Here is a 20545-nt window from a genome sequence, read left to right on the forward strand (position 1 = left end):
GAAAGATATCGAAGTGTTAGAATGAGTTTCGCTATATGATTTTACGAATCTCTTGGAAAAGAACATTGTTCTCCAAATGGATATGCTCATAGGTGTCTTTCTCAAGATCCGCAAGACGTTGATAGACAAGCCTGTATGTGCCGCATGCATCATCCGGCAGTTCCCAATCATTGGTGACTTCCCGAAGCTCCTGCAATATGCCCCCTGCACTGGAGTGCTCCTCTTCAAGCCCGGTTATGAGGGGCAGCAATTGCTTTCGAGCAACCGACTCGGGTTCGGTCAGTACCAGGACCATAAGCGGGAACACATTCTGCTCTTCATCCTGCGTGTGCTCCAGCAGCTCCTTCTTGAGCTGTGAGAACAGCTCCTGAACCCGGAGCAGCTCGGGATGCCGTTCCCCGTGGACACGGGCAAGTTTTGTGACATAAGGGGTCAGGGCAGGCAGTTCATCGCGCAGGAATGCATGATGCTTGTGCTGAATATGTTCGATGAGCTCAGGCGCGCTCAGGGAAGCCGGACGCCTCTCCTGATACTTCTCAAATTTGTCTTGCAGCAGCTTGACCTGACTTAGCACTTCTTCGGGATCCAGCCCCCGCTGCGCAGCTGCTGCCTCCAGGGTAATCTGGCCGCCGCAGCAAAAATCGATGCGAAGCGAACGGAACAGGTCAGCCGTCTGAGGGACGCAGGAAACGATATCCGAGACATGGGTATGAAGCGTAAAGGTACTCATAGAAAAAACCTCCTGTCATTTGTGGACCAATGGCTATTGCGAAGTCATCTGGCCGTTTCTCACGCCTCAAGTATAGAGAGGCCTCCCATCCGCCTCAGTGATTGCAGTCATAGTGATTGGGGACAAATTGTGAACGACAGGCCCCAGAGCACCCATTCGAAGCTCTATAAAAGCCTCCCTAAAGAAAGCAGTCACGCTTCTTTTAAAATGCTCCTGTTCAAATTTTAAAGTCACAAATTGTTACGATTTTATGTGATTCAAATCACAATACTGTTCAAGGAGGGGTATCTATAATGGTACCATCCACTTTATGAAAGCGAGGCGCAGCTTTATGCTAAGCGAACAAACGATCGCAACCATCAAATCAACGGTTCCTGTCCTGGAACAACATGGCGTTACCATCACGTCCACCTTCTACCGGAATATGTTCAAGGCGCATCCGGAGCTGTTGAATATGTTCAACCATGCCAACCAGCAACGAGGCCGCCAGCAAACCGCCCTTGCAGACACGGTGTATGCCGCGGCCCAGCACATCGACCGTCTGGAGGCCATTTTGCCTGCCGTGAAGCAAATCGCGCACAAACACCGGAGTCTTGGCGTCAAACCGGAGCATTATCCTATTGTCGGGGAACATCTGCTAGGAGCAATTAAAGAGGTGCTTGGAGAAGCAGCAACCGATGAAATTTTACAAGCGTGGAAGGAAGCATACGGCGTTATCGCGGATGCATTCATATCCGTGGAAGATGAGATGTACAAGCAAACGGAGACGCAGGTCGGGGGATGGAGCGGCTTCAAACCGTTCCGGGTCAATCGAAAAGTGCGGGAGAGCGAAGTTATTACGTCCTTCTATCTTGTTCCGGAGGACGGAGGCCCGCTGGCCTCTTTTGAGCCTGGACAATATGTCAGCATCAGACTGCAAATTCCCGGTGAAGCTTACACCTTGAACCGCCAGTACAGCCTGTCCGATGCGCCTGGCAAGCCGTATTACCGGATATCAGTAAAACGGGAAGCTGAAGGCACCGATACGCCGGAAGGAAAAGTATCGAATTACCTCCATCAGTCCGTTGAAGAGAACGGGATCGTGGAGCTTTCGGCTCCTGCCGGCGATTTTTCATTAAGCCTGGAGGATTCCTCACCAGTTGTCCTGATCAGCGGCGGTGTTGGACTAACCCCGATGATCAGCATGCTCAACTCCGTTGTTGAAGCACAGCCGGAGCGTAAGGTTATGTTTATCCACGCAGCACGGAATGCCGGTGCCCATGCAATGAAAGAGCATGTCGAGCAGCTCGCGGAAATGAATCCGAATATTTCTTACCGGTGGTGCTACAGCAGCCCGGGCGCAGAGGATGGCGGATACCATAAGAGGGGATGGATCGACCAGGCATGGTTAAAAGATACCGTTCCGGGCCAGTCGGCCGTTTATTATTTCTGCGGCCCAATTCCGTTCATGAAGACGATCAACGATGCGCTTCTGGCAATGGACATTCCTTCAGACCGGATCCATTACGAGTTCTTCGGCCCTACTGCGGGCCTTTCCTGACGCAGCAGCCGGTTGACCGTTTCCCGGCGCAGCCCGATCAGCTGGCCGATCTCCACTTGGGTCAAGACGTCCGTGAGACGAGCGGGTGAAATATACTGCTCGAACCACCGCTGAAGCTTGCGTAGACGCTCAATGGGCTCAATTTCGCTTAATTGATCAATCCGCTCCTGCATCATCCGCAGCTTATCCTGCAGCTGGAGCGCTATGGAACGATAACGTACCGGGTCCTCCTCCAAGGCCCCATACCATTCATCCGGGCGGTAAACCTGAATCTCGCTTGTCACTAATGCGACTGCCGTCCCGAAATAGGGCTTGGGCGTAATTAAGGAATGATGCGGAATCGTTTCTCCAGGGACAATCAAATTCACTAGCAAAGCATTGCCGTCCTGGTGTACGCGCTCGATTTTGAGCATGCCGCTCTTCACATGAAACAGCGGGCCGGATTCGCCTTGCCGGAATAAGGTTTCTCCTTTATGAAGGATCATAAACAGGACCTCCTCAATCATGACACTGTCTCTAATCATAGCGTAAGCGTCATAACGGGATCAAGAAGGCCTTGTTATCAGATTATAATGAAGTCGCAGCTGCCGCCCGCCCGGTTTATCAGGTTGTCCTGAGAACAGGGCTTGCTGCCTACTTGAAGACCGAATCCGCCTACCTGCTGCCAGGTACGCCCGTAACAAAACCGCCTTGAATCCAAGGCGGTTTTGTTTGCGAACACGCTTTACGCATTCAGATCGCGTGTCCCAGGGCTATGCTCGTTAGGAAGCTCAGGCAAATTCGGTACCGGATAGCCTTCCGGCGGCGGAGTGACTTGGAGACTGCCGCCATTACGGCTTGGCGTCTGGCCGCTGAAAATTTCCCCGATCCGCGTGTTGTCTAGTCGGAAGTTGAATTGGGCATTATGGAAGCCCATATCCACATATTTTTTACACTCCGGATATTTATGGATGTCGTAATTCGGCACGGGGAACAGCTTGCCCCACTCGACGCCAAGCGTTTCCAGCGCCTTGGCAAACGCGTTTTGATGGGCGTTGTCGCGGACGATCAGAAAGGCCAGCGTCTCCCGGAACGTTTTGTTCGTGCTCATCTCATAGATTCTGGATTTTTGCAACACTCCCGTCGACTCAAGAACGAGATTATCGAGCAGATTCGCAACCAGATTGCCGTGGTCGTACACATAATTCCCCATCCAGGGATTGCCTGCTGCATCGACCGGCAGCGAGCTTTGGGCTCCCATAATAAAGTGATGCGGGTTCGCGTGCTTGACCGCTTCATCCAGCGGCGCTTCGTCGATTCCGGCAGTTCCCGCGCCTTCGGCGCCTGCTCCCGTCAACAGCTGGTTGATCGTATGCTGCACAAGCTCGACGTGGCTGATTTCCTCCAGAAACACTCCCCGGATCAAGTCCCGAAACTGGGTATCCATTCCCCGAAAGTTATTGCTTTGGAAAAAGAACTGCATCATGGTCCGCATCTCGCCGAACCGTCCGCCAAGTGTTTCCTGCAGCACTTTAGCGGCAGCGGGATCAGGCTTATCCGGCACGATCAAATTGATCAGATCTTCTTTGTAAAAATACATTGCCATGCCTCCGATTTCCTGGATTGTATTGATGCCTTCAGTTTCAATCTCGGCGGGAAGTTTCATGCACCAAAGGGCATATGCAATAATTTCCTGCCGGGTACGACCAGGAAGTTGCAGCATGATTTTGATGCTTCCTGTACATAATGACGATGTTCACTAATTCCAAAGGAGCGAATCAAATTGGGTATCTTAAGCGGTAATCCGAAAGATGAGCCTATGCATTACGGCGAAATCTTCAGCGTATGGGAAACGTCCATGATGGCAAAAGGCACGGTTTCATGTTATGAGGCGTATATGTATCATGCAGGAGACAAGGAGTTGAAGAAGCTCCTTGAAGATCTGCTCGACCAGGCGAGACTTGAAATGAAGGAATGCGACGAATTGCTGACCGACAACGGCATTACGCCGGCCCCGGCGCTGGCTGAACGGCCACCTGCCAAGCTTGAGGAAATTCCGATGGGCGCCCGATTCACCGATCCGGAAATCGCCGCCAAAATCGCTGCCGAGAACGCCCTGGGGCTTGTCTCTTGCAGCAAAGTGATGGGACAGAGCATCCGGGAAGATATCGGCGCTTTGTTTGCGAAATACCATGCAACGAAAACGGCCCTCGGTCTGCGGATATTGCGAATGAACAAGGATAAGGGCTGGCTTATTCCTCCACCGCTGCAAGCGAAAAGGCCTGAATAGCAGCAGGCGAACAAAAAACGAAGAGACTCGCAGAACTAGTTGCCCTGCTGAGTCTCTTTGTTTTATAGACTCACGTTATCTGCCATCAAAGCGGCTAGCGGCTATAACTACCGGTTACGCACGCTGTCTTCGAACCGGGGTATGATCGCGCAACAGCCACATATGGAACAAATACTCAAAGCCCCCTGCCAATACAGTAAGCAGCAGTATTTCCGGGAAGCTTAGCGTCCAATTGGCCGCATCGGCAATGATCCACAGCATAACGAATACCAAGCCTGCATCCGCGATGGTCGCCACCATGTTCTTCGTCCTCGGCAGAATCAGAAGGTCCCCAAGCAGATAAGCAACGATGCCTATGCCCAGCGCGGTGATCAGGGCCGCAATCAGCGTGGCGTTCGACAGAGCGAGCAGCAAGCCCGTGATCATGACGCCGTGAACCAGCAGCTTAACCAACAGCTTTTCCATGAATATCACTCCTTCTGAAATTAGGTTATCCAATTGTTACTTTTATAACCCGTTTCAGCGCGTTCAAACACGCAGGATAAAAGATTCAGTCAGCCGTTACCGCTTTGACGCGCTTACCTCCCGTTCGCGTCTGGTTCACGCCGATGAGCACCATGCCTGCCGCCACCAACAGCCCTCCGGCCCATTGCTCTACACCCGCCTGCTGTCGCAGCAAGACCACCGACAGCACCAAAGCGGTAAACGGCATCATGCCTGAAAATGCTGCCGCCGTGGAAGCATCGCATCGATGGATTCCGGCGTACCACAACACAAAAGCAAGGGCGGTCACAAAGGGACCGTACCAAACAAGTGCAAGCCACTCCTCCCATCCGATCCCGGCCAAGGACCGAAGCGGATTCTCAAACCCCGCTGGGACTAGACATAGAAGGAAGGCCATGGCGGATACCAGCGTCGTTTGCACAGCCGGATCCACCGGTTGTTCATAAGGACCACCGCTCCTAAGCGAGCTCCTTCGTGACAAAATATTAAATACCGATTCGCTAGCAGCCGCGAAGAGCACCAGCATATTTCCGATTAAGTGCTGCAGGGTAAAGGAATTTCCTTGCGAGAACAACCCCTGAATCAGAATAATTCCGCTGACCGTGCTTGCGATTCCGGTTAGACTAAAGCGGTTGACCGGCTCCTTAAGTACTAGTCTTGCGAGCAATACGGTAAGAGCCGGCGTTGCCCCGGTTATGATGCCCGCTTCCGCAGCGCTGGTATGAGAGAGGCCAAAGAGCATAAACATACGAAACAGAAACATGCCAAAGGCCGCCTGAAGCAGCAGTTGAGGCCAATTTACCCTGGCTCGGCGTCCGAATGAACGAACAAGCTCGCGAAAGCACATCGGAATAAGAATCATAAGCGCCAGCAGCAGGCTGATTGCCGTAATCGTGAACGCTCCCAGCTTGCCGTTCAACAGCGATCCTGTTATCACCGAAGAACCCGCCAGCGTAAATGCTCCGAACAGATACAACATCCCTTTCCATCTTTCCACCCGAGTTCACATCCTCACAAAATCATAGTCGCTTGATATCTCCAACATGGTACAATCTTATCGGAGTTGGTTGAAGAACCAGTTCAGCTCCAATTCATACAAACCAGTTGGAGGAACTATGTGGGGATTTGAATTGCGGCGAGACATCGAGATTCCGTTAAAACGGCAAATTTATCTGGAAATAAAAGAGCAAATCGTTGCCGGAAGGCTTCGCGCAGGGGAAGCCCTTCCTTCCACCCGCCAGTTGGCAGAGGAACTGAAGGTGTCCCGAAATACGGTAAATGAGGCTTTTGACATGCTGTTGGCCGAAGGATTCGTTGTAAGCCGGCAGGGATCACCGACAAGAATCGCGGACGGCGCAGCTGTCCATACGGAGAAAAAGGAGATGCCACGGCAGCGCGAGCATCAGGGCGTTTCCTTCCTGGTCGATTTCCGTACTGGCCAACCGGATCTAGGAAGCTTCCCGAAATACTTATGGCAGCAAATCTCGATCAAGGCTTCCCGCGAGATGCCTGACGATATGCTCGGGTATACCGGCCCCCAGGGACTGCCAAGCTTGCGTTACGAAATATCCTCCTGGCTGTACCGGAGTAAAGGGCTGGCGGTCGATCCGCTGGATATTTTCATAACGGCAGGCGCAACCCATGCCTTGAGTGTCATTGCCCATCTGTTGTATCAGCCAGAACAGGCGATTATCGTCGAGGATCCGACGAACATCGAAATGCTCCAGTCGTTCATCAATAAAGGTTATGATGTGAAGCGGGTTCCTGTGGATGAGTGTGGCTTGATAACGGACAAGCTGCCAAGCAACAGCGGCCCCATCTATGTGACTCCCTCGCATCAATTCCCGCTTGGCGGAATATTGCCTGCCGATCGTCGGGCAGCCTTGATTCGGTTTGCAAGGGGACAAGGCAGCTACATCGTAGAGGATGATTACGACAGTGAATTTCGGTATGACGGAGACCCGGTTTCGCCGCTCTATGCGATGGATCCGGATCGCGTGATCTATATCGGAACGTTCAGCAAAGTGCTGTTTCCTGCCCTTCGCATCGGTTATGTCATTCTCCCGCATTGCCTCCAAGAGCGATGGCGTTATTTGCGCACGCATACGGATGTCCAGAACCCTCCTTTTGAGCAAGCGGCTTTAGCCGAATTTTTGCGAACGCGGAAATTTGACAGGCATATTCGAAACATGCGCAAGCTGTACCGTGAACGGAGACAGGCGCTTATGACGGCATTAAAGAGGTCGTTCGGCGATCGTTGGCACCCATGGGGCGATGCCGCCGGCCTGCATCTTGCCATCGAATTCGAGAACATGTGTTTCGATTCGTCCTTTAAAGACAAGTGCAGGAGTAACCGGATCCGGATCACGCCCGTCGAATACCATGCGATTGCCAAAGGATTCCACGCCAATAAACTGTTATTCGGCTATGGTCACCTGGAACCGCAGCAAATCGAAGAAGGTGTGGCAGCGCTGAAAGCATTTCTGCTTGCCCAGGGATATATGCCATCCGCCCGTCAGGTTCCCCTTTAATACCCATGAAAAAACCGCGCTAACGCGCGGTTTTCCGGTCCATTGTACGTGGCTTCCCGTCCTGTGACGGCTCCGCCAGCAAATCCAGCAGGAACGCCTTAAGATCTATCATGCGCAAGTAACGGGGCTCACGGTCTGTTCCGCATATGATCAGCGGCACAAGCGACTCCTTCTTCCCTATAGATCCGTGCCCGCCTCCTCCTTCATGCGTCGGAGAGCTTCGGTCCTTGAGCTCGTATCCGGGTTTCGAGGTAACGACCATATAGCTCCCGGTGTGGGAATGAAGAGCGCTTGCCAATCTTTGCAGGACATCAGGGTACTCTCCATAGCTTATGGGTTGACCTTCATCCGGCTTCCCCCTGCCTGCTTTCAGATCCAAAGCGTCCTTGTCTCCTTCGATCGTCCACTTCTGTCCATAAGAGTCCGTGAATGAACCATCCGCATGATATTTCAGCTGCTTGCCTGCAGAACCACGTAGAACATGAATCCATCCTTCATCCTTCCACGCGGCCATGTCTATCCGGTTGTCCTTAAGAAGCCTGCCCGCGATTTCTTGCAGCGAGTGCTTCCCATTCGGGTTGTATATATAAGCCATCGTTTCGTTCACGGCGAGGATTACATCGGTTTCATCCGTTGGCCGCTCGCCCGGACGCAGGATCCGATACCCGTTCAATATGGCCGGAAGGTCGATTTCCGAATGCTGATCGGCCGGAAGGAGCTGCGTCATGCCGCTGTCGCCCGCAATGACGATGATGGCTTCCTCAAGCGCTTTTTCGGGGGAGCCGAAGGCTTGCAGCATGGATTGAAGCTGATCGTCAAGCTTCTTGATGCCTTCCATATCCGAAGGCCCGTTCTTATGAATCTTCTGATCCAAATCCGGCAAATACACGTATAAAAAGTCAGGCAGCTTTTTCTCCCTGATTAAATATTCCAAGGCTTCCATTGCAAATTTGTTATCCATTCCCAATCGGTTGGCAATGCTGTCAGGCATATTCTTCTTGCCGTTCAGCGGATTGGAAAGGGCACCCAAGGTCAACAGATCGGGACCTTTGACCTTGATGTTTCGATGCAGGGTGGTCGGCACCTCGATCCAAGCCGGAATGGAGAGGGTATGCTCCGCTTTTCCCCGATACACCAATCCGTTGATCGAGCCGGAAGTCAGCCCGAGTCTGGCTGCGTCTTCATAGATCGTATGAATCTTTGGATTGAGGTGCCGGCCGTTCAGGTTGATAAGGGCATCTTCGAGCACATGATTCACGCCCTGCCTCAGAATCTCCATCGGACCGGTTCCGTAGTTGATTAAACGCTTCTCCTCGGCCGAATACCAAAGAAGGCCGGGGACTCGATGTTCATGAGGATAGGCACCGGTCAGCATCGAGCTGTCAATCGTCACGGACATCGTCGGAAACGAACTGACCATATCCTTATGGTAATGCCCTTTCCCGATAAGATACTGAAAGGTCGGGAGCTGCTTTTGACGGATCCCTTCATCGATCGATTGGGCCATTAACGTGTCAACCATAAGAAAGATAACTTTCTTCTTATCGGTTCCCTGCTTGGACTTCACATGAAGCAAGTCATGCTCTTTCGTCTCTTTATTTCCACAGCCAACTACTGTCGCCAGGATGAGGACTACGGCTAACCACTTCATTCCCATTGTTCGCATTTCGTCACCCGCCTTACCTACATTTTGCAACGGATAACGAAATGTCATTCGAGGGATTTTTTAGCTTGCCGATGCTTCATCTCTGCTTGCTCTTGTCAGCTTCGTAAACGCCCAAGCACCGAGGCACGAAGTGATGAACAACACGGCTCCCATCGGAACGGCTGTCGTCTCGTCAATACCGACCAGGGGCGATACCGCCGAGCCCAGCAATAACGGTACCAGGCCAAGCACGGCGCTTGCGCTTCCCGCCCGATGTCCTTGCTTCTCCATGGCCAGGGTAAATGTGCTGGTGGCAACGATTCCGATCGTGATCATATATATAAAGATTAAGATGACGATTAGGGCAAGCGGTCCTCGGATCGCCGTCATGATAAGCAGCAGAGAAGTTGCGCTTACCGCCGTCCATACGCCGAAGCGCAGCAATGTCCTTTCCGGAATAATGCCGCCAAAGCGTCCGATCAGAAAGCTGCCGAAAATGATTGCAAGGCCATTGATGCCGAACAGAATGCTGAACACCTGCGGCGACACACCATAAATCCCTTGATAAACAAACGGGGTGCCTGACACATAAGCAAAGCTCCCTCCATGGATAAAGCCGACCGTCAAGGCGTATCCGATGAAGGAACGATCCTTGAACAGATCCCCCATAGTCCGAATCGAGTGGCCAATCGAGCTGGGCATCCGTTTCTCGGGCGGCAAGGTTTCCTTTAACCGCAGCGTAATGGTGAGCACGATAAACAGGCCGAATAAGCTTAGAAAATAAAAGATCGAATGCCAGCTCGCAGACGGAAGCAGCAAAATCGCTCCGCCTGACATCGGGGCGACCATCGGCGCAACAGCATTGATGACTGACAGCAGCGCAAAGAACTTGGTCAGCTCCCTGCCGCTGAACACATCCCGCACCACTGCACGGGAGATGACAAGGCCGGCAGCAGCCGTGAATCCCTGCAAAAATCGAGCGATAATCAGCGTCGTAATATTCGGCGCTAGCGCGCAAAATAGAGAAGATAAGGCGAACAGTCCCAGAGAGATGATCAGGGGCATTCTTCTCCCTCGTGCGTCACTGATTGGTCCCACAATAATTTGTCCCAAAGCCAGACCGATCAAGCACGAGGTTAAACTCAGCTGCACCAGCGAGGCTCGCGCTCCCAAGTCAGCCGATATATCGGGGAAGCTGGGCAGATACATATCGATATTGAATGGTCCCAAAATACCAAGCAAACTGAGAAGAAATGCTAGGCCTAGGCGTTCTCTTCCCGTTGGATTATGAAGCATGCGTATCAAACACCTTTACGATTAATTTAGCTTTAACTATGGATGTGACAGCCAAGCCATAGCTTGTCGAGCAAGTAAATGCATGCTCAAGCATGTGGTTTTCCGGTCGACAAGACTTTGACCATTATAAGGGGTTCCGTACTTTTTGTTAAGTGTTCGTTATAAAAAAACGCACGGTAAAGTTTCTTTACCGTGCTCTGGCCTTCTCTCTATATGATTCTGCAATGGCTTCCTCTTCGATGAAAGGGAGCCTAGGAGTACTATTTGGGACCATTTACTTTATCAAAATGGCTTAGACACCATAAAATAAAGGATGGCGAGGGGAAGCAGGGTTGCGATCGTCCCGAATATCGCCCAATACCTTGACGCCTGCTTATACCCTGCCGTGACCGCTCCAAGTTCTACGGAGTGTCCGCTGTGCTTAATCATGCTTTTCTGTAATGGGATCAATATGCCTCCCCAAATCAGTCCCGTCACGCCAAACAAGACAAGCGATGCGGTGAGCCAATTCATTCCGCCGATCCCGAATCCGTAGCGACCAGCCATCACGATGCCGGAAACGATAAGCAGCAACAATCCCGGCAGCGTAAACACGTAGTCGGCCAGCATTACATTCTTCGCCGTCCGGTGGATGTGGGACGGATTGCCTTCAATATCGGCCCTTACCTTCCAGAACGCTGCCGTTATGATATTCCCCACAAACAGCACGCTTCCGGTTATATGAAGAAACAGCCATACCGTCATCGGCTCCTGCCCCCCTTCCCGGCTTCTCCGGGCTGCAGAATACCGATGATAAAATCCTCATATTCCTTCGTACCGAAGACGTCGCTCTTGGCCCCGATCAATCCCCGTACCCGCAGCCCGAAAGACAGCAATTCGAACAGCTCCGCCGTCCGCTCGGCATCGATGGACTTTGGAATTACGCCCGCTTCCTGCCCGGTCTCGATCCAATTCCTCGAGGTCGCCGTCGATTCCCTGTAAAACCCGGCTACAATCTCGGCAATCCCCGGCTGATCGCTCTTTCCGATCAAATACATCAAAATCTGGTTGCTTATGTCATCGCGGCTTTCCAGCTTCGTCATCCCATGCGCGATGGCGTTCATGGGTCCTTCAAACTGCTTCTCCTTCCCCTGCTTGTTTACTTCATTCATAAACCGTTCGTTTGATTCCGCGAGCTTCGCTTTCAATACATTGATATACAGCTCATCTTTGCCGGAAACGTAATGAAAGATCGCGCCTTTGGAGAGTCCGGTGCGCTTCATTATATCCGTTAACGTCGTTTGACTGCAGCCCTTCTCCCGGATCAATTCCTCTGTTGCTTCCAGGAGGATGTGCTGCGTTTGCTCTCGGCGTTCTTCTTGCTTCATATTGGGATTCCTCCTTCATAGGTACCGCATTACCCTTGCGGCGGCAGCCAGCCTGCAATTAAGATCGCGGCTATGAACACGATTTGGATAACCGATCTGATCCCAAGCGCTGGAACCGGCCTGCCCGCTAGCTTGAGCTTATGACGGGCTGCATGCATGTTAGCGGGAAACATGGCAATCAGCAGCAGCGTCAGCAAGGTTGCTGCTGTCGTTGTCGTCGACGGGAAGAGCAGCAGAATGGCACCCGATATTTCAAAAATACCTGTCAAGCTTACGATCAACCCCGCCTTAGGGATCCATGGCGGTACCATCGCGATCAGATCGGGACGCATTCTGCCCCAGTGAGCCGACGCTGCGATCAGCAGCATTACCGCTGCTGCAAAGCGAAGCGATATGACGGTGTCGTTCATGTACTCCCACCCGGCTAAACCGAGTGTCCGAAATACGAGAAACGAAAAAACCATGCCTATGAATGGTGCCATCTCCACCAACTCCTCATCCTCTTTGTTCTTTATTATATATACCGACCATCGGTTTGTAAATACGAACGGCAATAAATGAAAGCCGTCAAGATTACGACCGCTCATAGTGAGCAAGCAGCAAATCTGACGGCTTTGGTTTTGCCTGTTTGATTGCCCAGAGGATTGCTCCCCCATCTAACCGACATGGGCCCATCTATTGTTTTGACGAGGCGGGGTATATTCTGAACAACTGAACGTATAGAACGACGCTAATAAGTGCTGACAGCAGGATCAGGCTGAATATCCCCATTGGCGGGATCCACGCCGATAAAAACACGGTCACCGGCGCTAAAAATCGCCCGATCGTATACTGCAGGTTATCCGCGCCCATGTATTGTCCTCTTGCATGCTCGGGCGCATAATGGCTGATAAAGCTCTGCATGACCGGTGAGCGAACAATCTCGCCGAATGTAAACACGATCGTAACGATAAACAGGAACCATAGATTGGTGCTGAAGCCGAGGGCGAACGTCCCTATTCCGGATAACAGTGATGACATAATGAATACGTCGCGTTCTTTCCAGTGGCGCAGCCATTTGGTTACCGGCAGGATAAACAGTACAAACAAGAGACCGTTCAAGCCGAGCAGCCATCCTAAAATTTCGGTGCTGGTGAGCATCAGCTCGCCCTCCTCCCAGGAGAACAAAGCCTGAGCAGGCACGTAGTTCGTGACGTAGACGGCTAAATACAAATCCAGCTGCATAATCGCTACCAGCGCGAATATCCCTGCTAGTATGTACACCAGAAACACTTTGTCGCGAAAAATTACGCCGTATCCCTTCCACTGCTCCTTCCATATCTCGCCCACCGGTGAGGAACGCTCTGCGCTTCGCTCACCAGTCGGCATGGATTCTTTAACGATAAAATAAATGGCGATGAAATACAGCAGCAGGATGATCGAGCAGGTCCACAACAGCTCCTGCCGGTAATAGAAGAAGAATACCGCTCCAAGGGCCGGGCCTAACACAGCCCCGATATTATTGGCGGTCGTGAATGTAGCGAACACTTGACGCCGGTCTTGTGCCGGAACCAGGTCTGCCACCATCGCCGTACTGGCCGGCCGATACACGGCCCCGCCAAAACCGATGGCGATAAATGCGGCATAATCGAGCCAATGAGAAGGCGACATGGCGAATACGGCAAACATCAAGGTTTGGAGCGCAGCGCCCATCAGCATGACGGGACGGCGTCCCACCCGGTCCGCCAAAGCGCCTCCGATCAAGCTCCCGGCCATGCTGAATAACGGAGGAACCGTCATCAGCATCCCCGCGATATCATTTCCTAATGCGTTCCCGAAGTAAACCGCAATAAACGGAAAGTACATCCACACGAGCATATTGAACAGCGCTTCGCCAAATAATCGAACTTTTAAATTGGTATTCCATAAACGAATTTGCATAAGAAACAGGCTCCCTTTAGCTTCACAGCGCAATGGCTTAGATATCCCGGCCGGGCATCACCTACTATAAAATAATTTCCAGGCAAAATATAGACTTATATTAGACGTTCGTTTATACTAATAATATGAAAATCGAATAAGACCCGGTTTGATTCAAATGTTCCTTAAATCGAACGTACGTTCTAATCTAATAATTAAAGACGCCTCCGCGGAGGCGTCTTTTTTAGACTTAAATGCAATATCGTTCTCTGGTTAATCGATCAGCTGCTTGGTCTCGTATAACCGATCAAAGATCAGCCGGCTCACCTCGGACACATGTCCTTTATCTTGATAAGTCAACCATGCCAGCTCCTCGATTTCCGAGGCTGGCGACAGCTCTCCGTCCGCCTCTGCCGTATAACAGGACATCTTCACGATGACGCCATCGGTTTTGCCGTGCGCCTCCGCCTCAAATGTTCCATAGTGGACGGCGCTTTCTGCCTTTACCCTGACGGACAGCTCCTCTTCAATTTCCCTGACTAGCGTTTCAACCTCCGTCTCGCCGGCCTCCCGCTTTCCTCCGGGAATATAGTACGTATCCTTACCTCTGGAGCGGGCGCACAAGATACGTCCGTCAACCACATGCAGCCATGCGACTTTATCAATGATGGATTCCATGTTTTCACTCTCCTCCTTCGTGTACTCTCCGTGACTCCTGCTTCTCTTGTGTTCCTCCTAATTTAAACACCAGAATGCCGCTGATGATAACCAGAACTCCAATCAGCTGGTTCATCGTAAACGGAACCTTCTCAAGACCGAGCCAGCCCAAGGAATCCCATAATAGAGCGAATCCGAGCTGGGACGTCATGACAATCGAGATGGCAAACGTCGGTCCAAGCATTCTCGTTGCTTGAACCAGGCATATTACGACGCCTACGCCGATTACCCCGCTGATCCAATACCAGGGCTTCATCCGTTCCAGCTGGAACGTGCCGGCACCCTCGACAGCCAGGCTTATGATCAAGGATGCGGCAAAGCCCAATCCGAGCACCAGCGTTGTCGTAGACCATAATCCCGTGGCCGCATTCACCCGGTTGTTAAATATATTTTGCAGACTTACCAGAGCGCCGGCGATAAGCGCCAATACCAATCCTCCGGCCACATTGGGCGCCTCCTTCCGTTTCCCGCATAACATGTCCTTAAGCGGTCATTATTCTTCATAAATATTGCCCCCGGCCACCTCCAGCAGCTTCTCCCGGTTCTTGATCAGGATGATGCCGCGGCGGCGCTCGATCAAGCCTTCCTTGCAAAATTTATGAATCACCCGATTCAGATGCCTGTAGCTTGTCCCGAGCAGATTCGCAATGTCAGACAGCTGGAAGGCATCGGGAGGATCACTTTCGAATGCTCCGGAACCGCCTTGCGAGATCGAAAGCAGATAACTGGCTAGGCGGACTTCCACCGGATGCATCAGATTAAAGCTCATGAAATTGGACTTAATATAGAATTTGCGGGTGAGAATTTGCAGCAGAAACTGAAGCAGCGGCGGATGCGACTGACCGTATTTATCCAGCCAGCGATGATGAACGGCAACCATGGTCGTCGGCATCACCGCCTGCACCGTATTGATGAACGGATTTCCTTGAATATACTCAATATCCCCGATCACCTCCAGCGGCGTTTTAAAGGACAGTATAAGCGCCTTGCCTTCCGGTGACGTTGTAAATACTTTGATTTTCCCTTCGACAAGCACATAAAGATACTCGGCTGTCCCCCCTTGCTGGCAGATGCTTTCCCCCTGGTCGTAATTACACAGCAACAGATAAGGCTCCAGTTCCTCCGGGAACACATTCTCCATCCGGTGCTCATAAATCAAGGAACGCAGCCGTTCCGGGTCGCGGCTTTCTTTCATCGATCCATTCACCTCCAATCTGTTCGTGAATCTGTCCGTGGCTGTTACATCTTAAGGATCAGCACACCGGCAATCATCATGGCAATACCGATGCAATGAGCTGCCGTAATCCTCTTCTTGGGCACGCCAAACCAGCCACCGGCGTCAATCACGAACGTCAGGCTCAGCTGCGCGATCAACAGCGCCGATATCGTCAAGGTCACCCCGATATGCCGGATCGCGGTAACTTCACTGAAGATGATGGGTGCCGCCAAAGCGCCTCCTAATAGATAGAGCGGATTCACCTGCTTGACCCAATGCCGCCTGCCGTCACGGAAGAAGGACAAAATCACCAAAGCCATCAAAAACCCCGTCAGCTGCGTTACGGTTGCGGCCGGCCATGTCCCCATGTCCTGACTGATCCTTGCGTTCGCCACACCTTGCATCGTTATGCATGCACCGCCCAGCATAGCAAATCCAATTCCTCTCATGCGTATAAACCCCTCACGTCGTAATAGATCTGTATATTATTTAAGAGCATATCCTGCGTTCGAGAAAAGGACATATGTCCTAAACGGGCAAAAATGATTAAACTAGGATTGCATCTATGACTCTACCGTCTTTTTGGTCTAAAATAGCATATATGTATTCATGCGCATCGCCCATGTGGAAGGAGATTCATATCATTCATGACGAACAAACAATCCTCACCCGAAACGCTCCGGCAAAGCCTGCAATCGGACTGCTCCAGCTGCTTCGGCTTATGCTGCGTGGCACTGCCCTTTGCGGCTTCATCGGATTTTGCGGTGAATAAGGACGCCGGAACACCCTGCAGCAATCTGAGAGCCGATTTCCGCTGCGGCATTCACGATCATCTGAGACAAAAGGGCTTCCGCGGCTGCACCGTTTTCGATTGCTTTGGCGCAGGACAGAAGGTGTCCCAGCTTACTTATCAGCGACGCGACTGGCGGCAGGCACCTGAGACCGCCAAGGAAATGTTCGACGTATTTCCGATTATGCGGCAGCTCCACGAGCTGTTATGGTATTTAAGCGAAGCATTGGAACAGCAGCCTGCTCAAGAGATTCATGCCGATATCGAGCATGCGCTGGCGGAGACCGAGCGGATGACGCTTCTCCCCCCGCCTGCACTGCTCAAGCTGGATGTGGCAGCTCATCGGGCCGAAGTCAATCTGCTGCTGCTTCGGACCAGCGAGCTTGTCCGGGAGGATGCCCGCCGCAAGCACACTGGTCCTCCCATCAGGAAGAAGATCGGCGGCCGGGGAGCGGACCTGATCGGCGCTAAGCTAAATGGCGCAGATCTTCGTTATGCCAATCTGAGAGGGGCTTATCTCATCGCAGCTGATCTGCGGGGCGCGGATCTGAGAGCAGCCGATCTGATCGGCGCGGATTTCCGGGATGCAGACATTCGTGGAGCCAATTTGACCGGGTGCCTCTTCCTAACCCAAGCCCAGGTCCAAGCAGCCGTCGGGGATGCAAGCACGAAGCTCCCGCCTTCGTTGACGCATCCGCAGCATTGGTCTGCCTAATTCGATACCGATGGCATGCTGCACTATAACTAGCGTGCGCAGAGCTTAATGCATGGCATACATGGTTATTTCAATATATCGCTGTTTTGCCTCTTCCACGAATCCTTCAGCGGAACAACACGGTTAAACACCAGCTTCCCCGAATGGGCGTGCTTGTTATCGAGACAGAAGTAGCCGTGTCTGATGAACTGGTAGGTTTCATGGGAGGAGGCATTTTTCATGCTTGGCTCAAGAATGGCCTTCTCCACTCGGATCAAAGATGCCGGATTCAGCAGCTCCTTCCAATCGTTGCCGGATTCCTCGAGAACAGCGGACTCCTTCAGAAGGCGGTCATACAGATGCAGCTCCGCAGGAACCCCGCATTCCTTGGACACCCATTGAATCGTCGACTTCACTTTACGCGCATTGAACCCGCTTCCGCTTCGTGTCAACGGGTCATAGGTGCAGTACAGCTCGGTAATTTCACCGGTCGCCGGATCCTTTACGACATGCTCGCAGCGGATAAAGTAAGCCCCCTTCAGCCGCACCTCCTGCCCCGGCGACAGCCGGTGAAATCCGGCGATCGGGTTCTCCATGAAATCCTCCCGCTCGATCAACAGCTCTCTGGTGAACGGGACTTTTCTAGTCCCCAGAGACTCATCGCCTTCACGGTTCGGCAGCACAAGCATTTCCTTGCGGTCCGCCGGAAAATTCGTGATGACCACTTTAAGTGGATGCATGACGGCCATGGCATTGATGGCCCGCATCTTCAAATCCTGACGGACATAATGCTCGAGCATCGCCGAGTCCACGGTACTTGGATTTTTTAGCGCGCCAAGCTCTTCGAAGAATCGACGAAGCCCTCCCGGAGTCACGCCTCTTCGTCGCAATCCTTGCAGCGTCGGCAGCCTCGGATCATCCCAGCCGTCGACATAGCCTCCTTCAACCAGCTCCCTTAAATATCGCTTGCTTGTGACCGTTCCCGATACGTTCAGCCGGCCGAATTCCCTCTGCTTGGGAGGCTCGGAAATTTCAAGCTCCCTGAGTACCCATTCATAAAGCGGGCGGTGATCTTTGAACTCAGCCGAGCATAGGGAATGCGTAATCCCTTCAATGGCATCCTGGATCGGATGGGCAAAGTCATACATCGGGTAGATACACCACTCTTTTCCGGTTCGATAATGCTCAGCATGGATAATCCGGTACAGTACGGGATCCCGCAAATTAAGATTGGGTGATGACATATCGATCTTCGCCCGAAGCACCTTCGAAGCGGCTGCATGCTCTCCATTCTTCATCTGCTTGAACAAAGACTCGTTTGCTTCCACCGTCCGGCCTCGGTATGGACTATCCTTCCCCGGCTCGGTCAGCGTGCCGCGGTAAGCAGCCATCTGCTCCGGACTAAGGTCACAGACATAAGCCTTGCCCTTGCGGATCAGCTTGATCGCGGCCTCGTATATTTGCTGCGAGTAATCCGATCCGAAGCAGACCTCCGGCTTCAATCCGAGCCATTCGATATCCCGCTTGATCGCTTCCACATATTTAACGTCTTCCTTAAGCGGATTCGTATCGTCGAAGCGCAGATTAAATCTGCCGCCAAACCGTTCGGCAATCGAATGGTTAACATGGATGGCATAAGCGCTTCCGATGTGAAGGTAACCGTTCGGCTCAGGCGGGAACCGCGTTGCGATCGGCCTGCTGTACACACCGCCCGCGATATCCACCCGCACGATATCCGTCAGAAAATCAGTCATATCCGCGTTCTTTTTGTCAGTGCTCATGGTTATACCCTCCTCCTATTTGAAATGTTCAAACCAGCGGCGGAACGACAAAAAAATCCCGCCTCCAAGACAATTGCCTTGGGGACGAGATTTGATATCGCGGTGCCACCCCTATTTGCCGATATTTCACAATACCGGCCTTATCAGGTACGGCCATCGGCTGACGGCTTATACCCTAGCTCTATAACAGGAGCTCCTGTCGCACCATCTACTGTATGCAATACACATGCACAAGTTCCGATGCGCCGCTCAGAGGCTTGGTTCAACGAACGGTATCCCGCCCCTTTTCAGCTTGCCGGGGCTCTCTGTAGGGAATCCTGAATCATCTACTCTTCTCTTCATCGCGTTTACAATTTGAATTATAGTATCATCAAAGAACGCAAAAGTAAATCATGGAATGGCATGCCTGCGGCAATTACACCGGAAGCAGCTTAACTGTCGCCTGCTTGCCGCTAATCTGGATGCCGGTTTCCTTCGTGCCCTTCCCGGCGAGGTCCTGGATTAACCGTTCCAGGAGCTTCCGGGCGGCATCGCCCTCCTTGCCCTGAATGCGGATGATCGGCTGGACCGCCTTGCCCGATTCAAGCAGCCGCTGCATTTGGGACAGCTTGGTGTCATAGTCATAGTCCTCGATATGTACGGTCAGGCGAAATTCTTTTACTTTGACAGGACCGTCAGCCTGCTTCTGTCCCCTCTTCTCCTTCACGGCCTCCTGCTTGGCCATTCCGCGGCTGACCAGCTTGCATGGCGGCGGGCTGCTGAACAGCGAAGTGCACACTAAATCCGCCTTGTTCGCTTTCGCCAGCGCTAGCGCCTCGTCTCTTGACATGATGCCGAGATCCTCGCCGTCCAGTCCCGTCAGCTCAACCTCGCGCGCTTTTATTTTTTCGTTCATCAACAACATCCGGTGGCCTCCTTCAAATCCTTCCCTGTACGTAAGGATAGCATATCATATTAGGCAAAAAAGATCGCCCAAGCATATTGCTGGAACGAACCTGATCCGAAGGGCAGATGCGTACGGTAATTTCTCAGCCGGCAAACGTATATTTTGCCATCTTATCCCCCCAAGGCGCGATCCCCGCTTCACGAAAACCGATCTGGAGATATAATTTCTCCGCCCGCTCATTCTCTTTTTTATAACAAAGCATCACATGCTTCGTCCGATCCGGCGCGCTGCGAATCTCTTCCAGCACCAGCCGCAGGGCCGGCTTCGCATAATGCAGTCCCTGATAATGCTCATCGATCATGAACCGGTAAATCCAATAGTTATCATCGTAGGTATGGACCCCGTACATGACAAAACCAACCATGTCCTCATCATGATATATGGCCCTTGTCCGGAATCCATCCATAAACTGCGCCTCCGCGATGGAGTATAGGTTGGGTGCAATCCACTTCACTTGCTCAGCCTTCGGCTTGAGGCGGATGCAGTCCTCCCAGTTGTTTTTATTGATCGCATGAAGTGAAATCATACGCAAGACTCCTTTTTATCTGGTGTATGGGTCTATCCTAATCCAAACCGGGAAGCCGTTCACGGTATTAATCAGATATAACTAAACAATTCAC

General features: G+C 52.1%; 22 protein-coding genes and 1 other annotated feature. Of the genes, 4 read left to right on the plus strand and 18 right to left on the minus strand.

Annotation, left to right across the window (positions count from 1 at the left end; all coding sequences use genetic code 11):
- Positions 1–31: 31 nt before the first annotated feature.
- Entirely contained in the window at positions 32–730 is a 699-nt protein-coding gene (ric, locus tag BBD41_RS02250) for an iron-sulfur cluster repair di-iron protein (protein WP_099476566.1), read from the minus strand.
- 331 nt (positions 731–1061) lie between these two features.
- On the opposite strand from ric, the gene hmpA reads away from it, so the two are divergent.
- Positions 1062–2270: an NO-inducible flavohemoprotein gene (hmpA, locus tag BBD41_RS02255; RefSeq protein WP_099480423.1), complete on the plus strand. Its 1209-nt coding sequence runs from the start codon at positions 1062–1064 to the stop codon at positions 2268–2270.
- On the opposite strand, the gene BBD41_RS02260 is transcribed toward hmpA, so the two are convergent.
- On the minus strand, positions 2234–2755 hold the full coding sequence (locus tag BBD41_RS02260) for a Crp/Fnr family transcriptional regulator (RefSeq protein WP_099476567.1): 522 nt from the start codon (positions 2753–2755) through the stop codon (positions 2234–2236). The genes hmpA and BBD41_RS02260 overlap by 37 nt on opposite strands.
- A 239-nt stretch (positions 2756–2994) precedes the next feature.
- The gene (locus BBD41_RS02265) at positions 2995–3849 is read right to left on the minus strand and encodes a manganese catalase family protein (protein WP_077568939.1); all 855 of its coding nucleotides are present in this window, start codon (positions 3847–3849) and stop codon (positions 2995–2997) included.
- A gap of 183 nt (positions 3850–4032) precedes the next feature.
- Between BBD41_RS02265 and BBD41_RS02270 the strand changes: the two genes are divergently transcribed.
- Positions 4033–4539: a DUF3231 family protein gene (locus BBD41_RS02270; RefSeq protein ID WP_077565705.1), complete on the plus strand. Its 507-nt coding sequence runs from the start codon at positions 4033–4035 to the stop codon at positions 4537–4539.
- Positions 4540–4653: 114 nt separating this feature from the next.
- Here BBD41_RS02270 and BBD41_RS02275 read toward each other — a convergent pair whose 3' ends face one another.
- The gene (locus BBD41_RS02275) at positions 4654–5004 is read right to left on the minus strand and encodes a DUF2512 family protein (protein ID WP_099476568.1); all 351 of its coding nucleotides are present in this window, start codon (positions 5002–5004) and stop codon (positions 4654–4656) included.
- An 85-nt stretch (positions 5005–5089) separates the two neighbouring features.
- On the minus strand, positions 5090–6040 hold the full coding sequence (locus BBD41_RS02280; protein ID WP_099476569.1) for a DMT family transporter: 951 nt from the start codon (positions 6038–6040) through the stop codon (positions 5090–5092).
- A gap of 118 nt (positions 6041–6158) precedes the next feature.
- On the opposite strand from BBD41_RS02280, the gene pdxR reads away from it, so the two are divergent.
- A complete protein-coding gene (gene pdxR / locus BBD41_RS02285; RefSeq protein WP_099476570.1) occupies positions 6159–7574 on the plus strand; it encodes a MocR-like pyridoxine biosynthesis transcription factor PdxR in 1416 nt (471 codons plus the stop codon).
- A gap of 19 nt (positions 7575–7593) precedes the next feature.
- Here the strand turns inward: pdxR and BBD41_RS02290 are convergent, their stop codons facing one another.
- The 10 genes from BBD41_RS02290 to BBD41_RS02335 form a co-directional block, all read right to left on the minus strand.
- Complete coding sequence (locus tag BBD41_RS02290; RefSeq protein ID WP_099476571.1) at positions 7594–9240, minus strand: alkaline phosphatase family protein; 1647 nt, start codon at positions 9238–9240, stop codon at positions 7594–7596.
- 60 nt (positions 9241–9300) lie between these two features.
- On the minus strand, positions 9301–10515 hold the full coding sequence (locus BBD41_RS02295; RefSeq protein WP_099476572.1) for a Bcr/CflA family efflux MFS transporter: 1215 nt from the start codon (positions 10513–10515) through the stop codon (positions 9301–9303).
- A 282-nt stretch (positions 10516–10797) separates the two neighbouring features.
- Positions 10798–11259, minus strand: a complete 462-nt coding sequence (locus BBD41_RS02300; RefSeq protein WP_099476573.1) for a DUF2269 family protein — start codon at positions 11257–11259, stop codon at positions 10798–10800.
- Positions 11256–11882 carry a TetR/AcrR family transcriptional regulator gene (locus BBD41_RS02305; RefSeq protein ID WP_099476574.1) on the minus strand — a complete coding sequence of 209 codons (627 nt, stop codon included), beginning with the start codon at positions 11880–11882 and terminating at the stop codon, positions 11256–11258. Before BBD41_RS02305 ends, BBD41_RS02300 begins: the two co-directional genes overlap by 4 nt.
- Before the next feature lie 29 nt (positions 11883–11911).
- Complete coding sequence (locus tag BBD41_RS02310; protein ID WP_077565698.1) at positions 11912–12364, minus strand: DoxX family protein; 453 nt, start codon at positions 12362–12364, stop codon at positions 11912–11914.
- Between the two features lie 193 nt (positions 12365–12557).
- Positions 12558–13802, minus strand: a complete 1245-nt coding sequence (locus BBD41_RS02315) for an MDR family MFS transporter (protein ID WP_099476575.1) — start codon at positions 13800–13802, stop codon at positions 12558–12560.
- 252 nt (positions 13803–14054) lie between these two features.
- Entirely contained in the window at positions 14055–14459 is a 405-nt protein-coding gene (locus BBD41_RS02320) for an NUDIX hydrolase (RefSeq protein ID WP_099476576.1), read from the minus strand.
- A 4-nt stretch (positions 14460–14463) separates the two neighbouring features.
- Complete coding sequence (locus BBD41_RS02325) at positions 14464–14943, minus strand: DMT family transporter (protein ID WP_099476577.1); 480 nt, start codon at positions 14941–14943, stop codon at positions 14464–14466.
- Positions 14944–14991: 48 nt separating this feature from the next.
- Positions 14992–15693, minus strand: a complete 702-nt coding sequence (locus BBD41_RS02330) for a Crp/Fnr family transcriptional regulator (RefSeq protein WP_099476578.1) — start codon at positions 15691–15693, stop codon at positions 14992–14994.
- A 44-nt stretch (positions 15694–15737) separates the two neighbouring features.
- Positions 15738–16163, minus strand: a complete 426-nt coding sequence (locus BBD41_RS02335) for a DMT family transporter (protein WP_099476579.1) — start codon at positions 16161–16163, stop codon at positions 15738–15740.
- A gap of 198 nt (positions 16164–16361) precedes the next feature.
- Between BBD41_RS02335 and BBD41_RS02340 the strand changes: the two genes are divergently transcribed.
- Positions 16362–17219 carry a pentapeptide repeat-containing protein gene (locus BBD41_RS02340; RefSeq protein ID WP_077565694.1) on the plus strand — a complete coding sequence of 286 codons (858 nt, stop codon included), beginning with the start codon at positions 16362–16364 and terminating at the stop codon, positions 17217–17219.
- A 65-nt stretch (positions 17220–17284) separates the two neighbouring features.
- Here BBD41_RS02340 and BBD41_RS02345 read toward each other — a convergent pair whose 3' ends face one another.
- The 3 genes from BBD41_RS02345 to BBD41_RS02355 all read right to left on the minus strand — a co-directional run bounded on the left by BBD41_RS02345 (position 17285) and on the right by BBD41_RS02355 (position 20451).
- Entirely contained in the window at positions 17285–18979 is a 1695-nt protein-coding gene (locus tag BBD41_RS02345; protein WP_099476580.1) for a glutamine--tRNA ligase/YqeY domain fusion protein, read from the minus strand.
- A gap of 77 nt (positions 18980–19056) precedes the next feature.
- Positions 19057–19330, minus strand: a binding site (T-box leader).
- A gap of 64 nt (positions 19331–19394) precedes the next feature.
- Positions 19395–19883: a translation initiation factor IF-3 gene (gene infC, locus BBD41_RS02350; protein ID WP_099476581.1), complete on the minus strand. Its 489-nt coding sequence runs from the start codon at positions 19881–19883 to the stop codon at positions 19395–19397.
- Positions 19884–20007: 124 nt separating this feature from the next.
- Positions 20008–20451 carry a GNAT family N-acetyltransferase gene (locus BBD41_RS02355; protein WP_099476582.1) on the minus strand — a complete coding sequence of 148 codons (444 nt, stop codon included), beginning with the start codon at positions 20449–20451 and terminating at the stop codon, positions 20008–20010.
- Positions 20452–20545: the final 94 nt, after the last annotated feature.

The sequence above is a fragment of the Paenibacillus ihbetae genome (assembly GCF_002741055.1).
GTDB lineage: Bacteria > Bacillota > Bacilli > Paenibacillales > Paenibacillaceae > Paenibacillus_AQ > Paenibacillus_AQ ihbetae.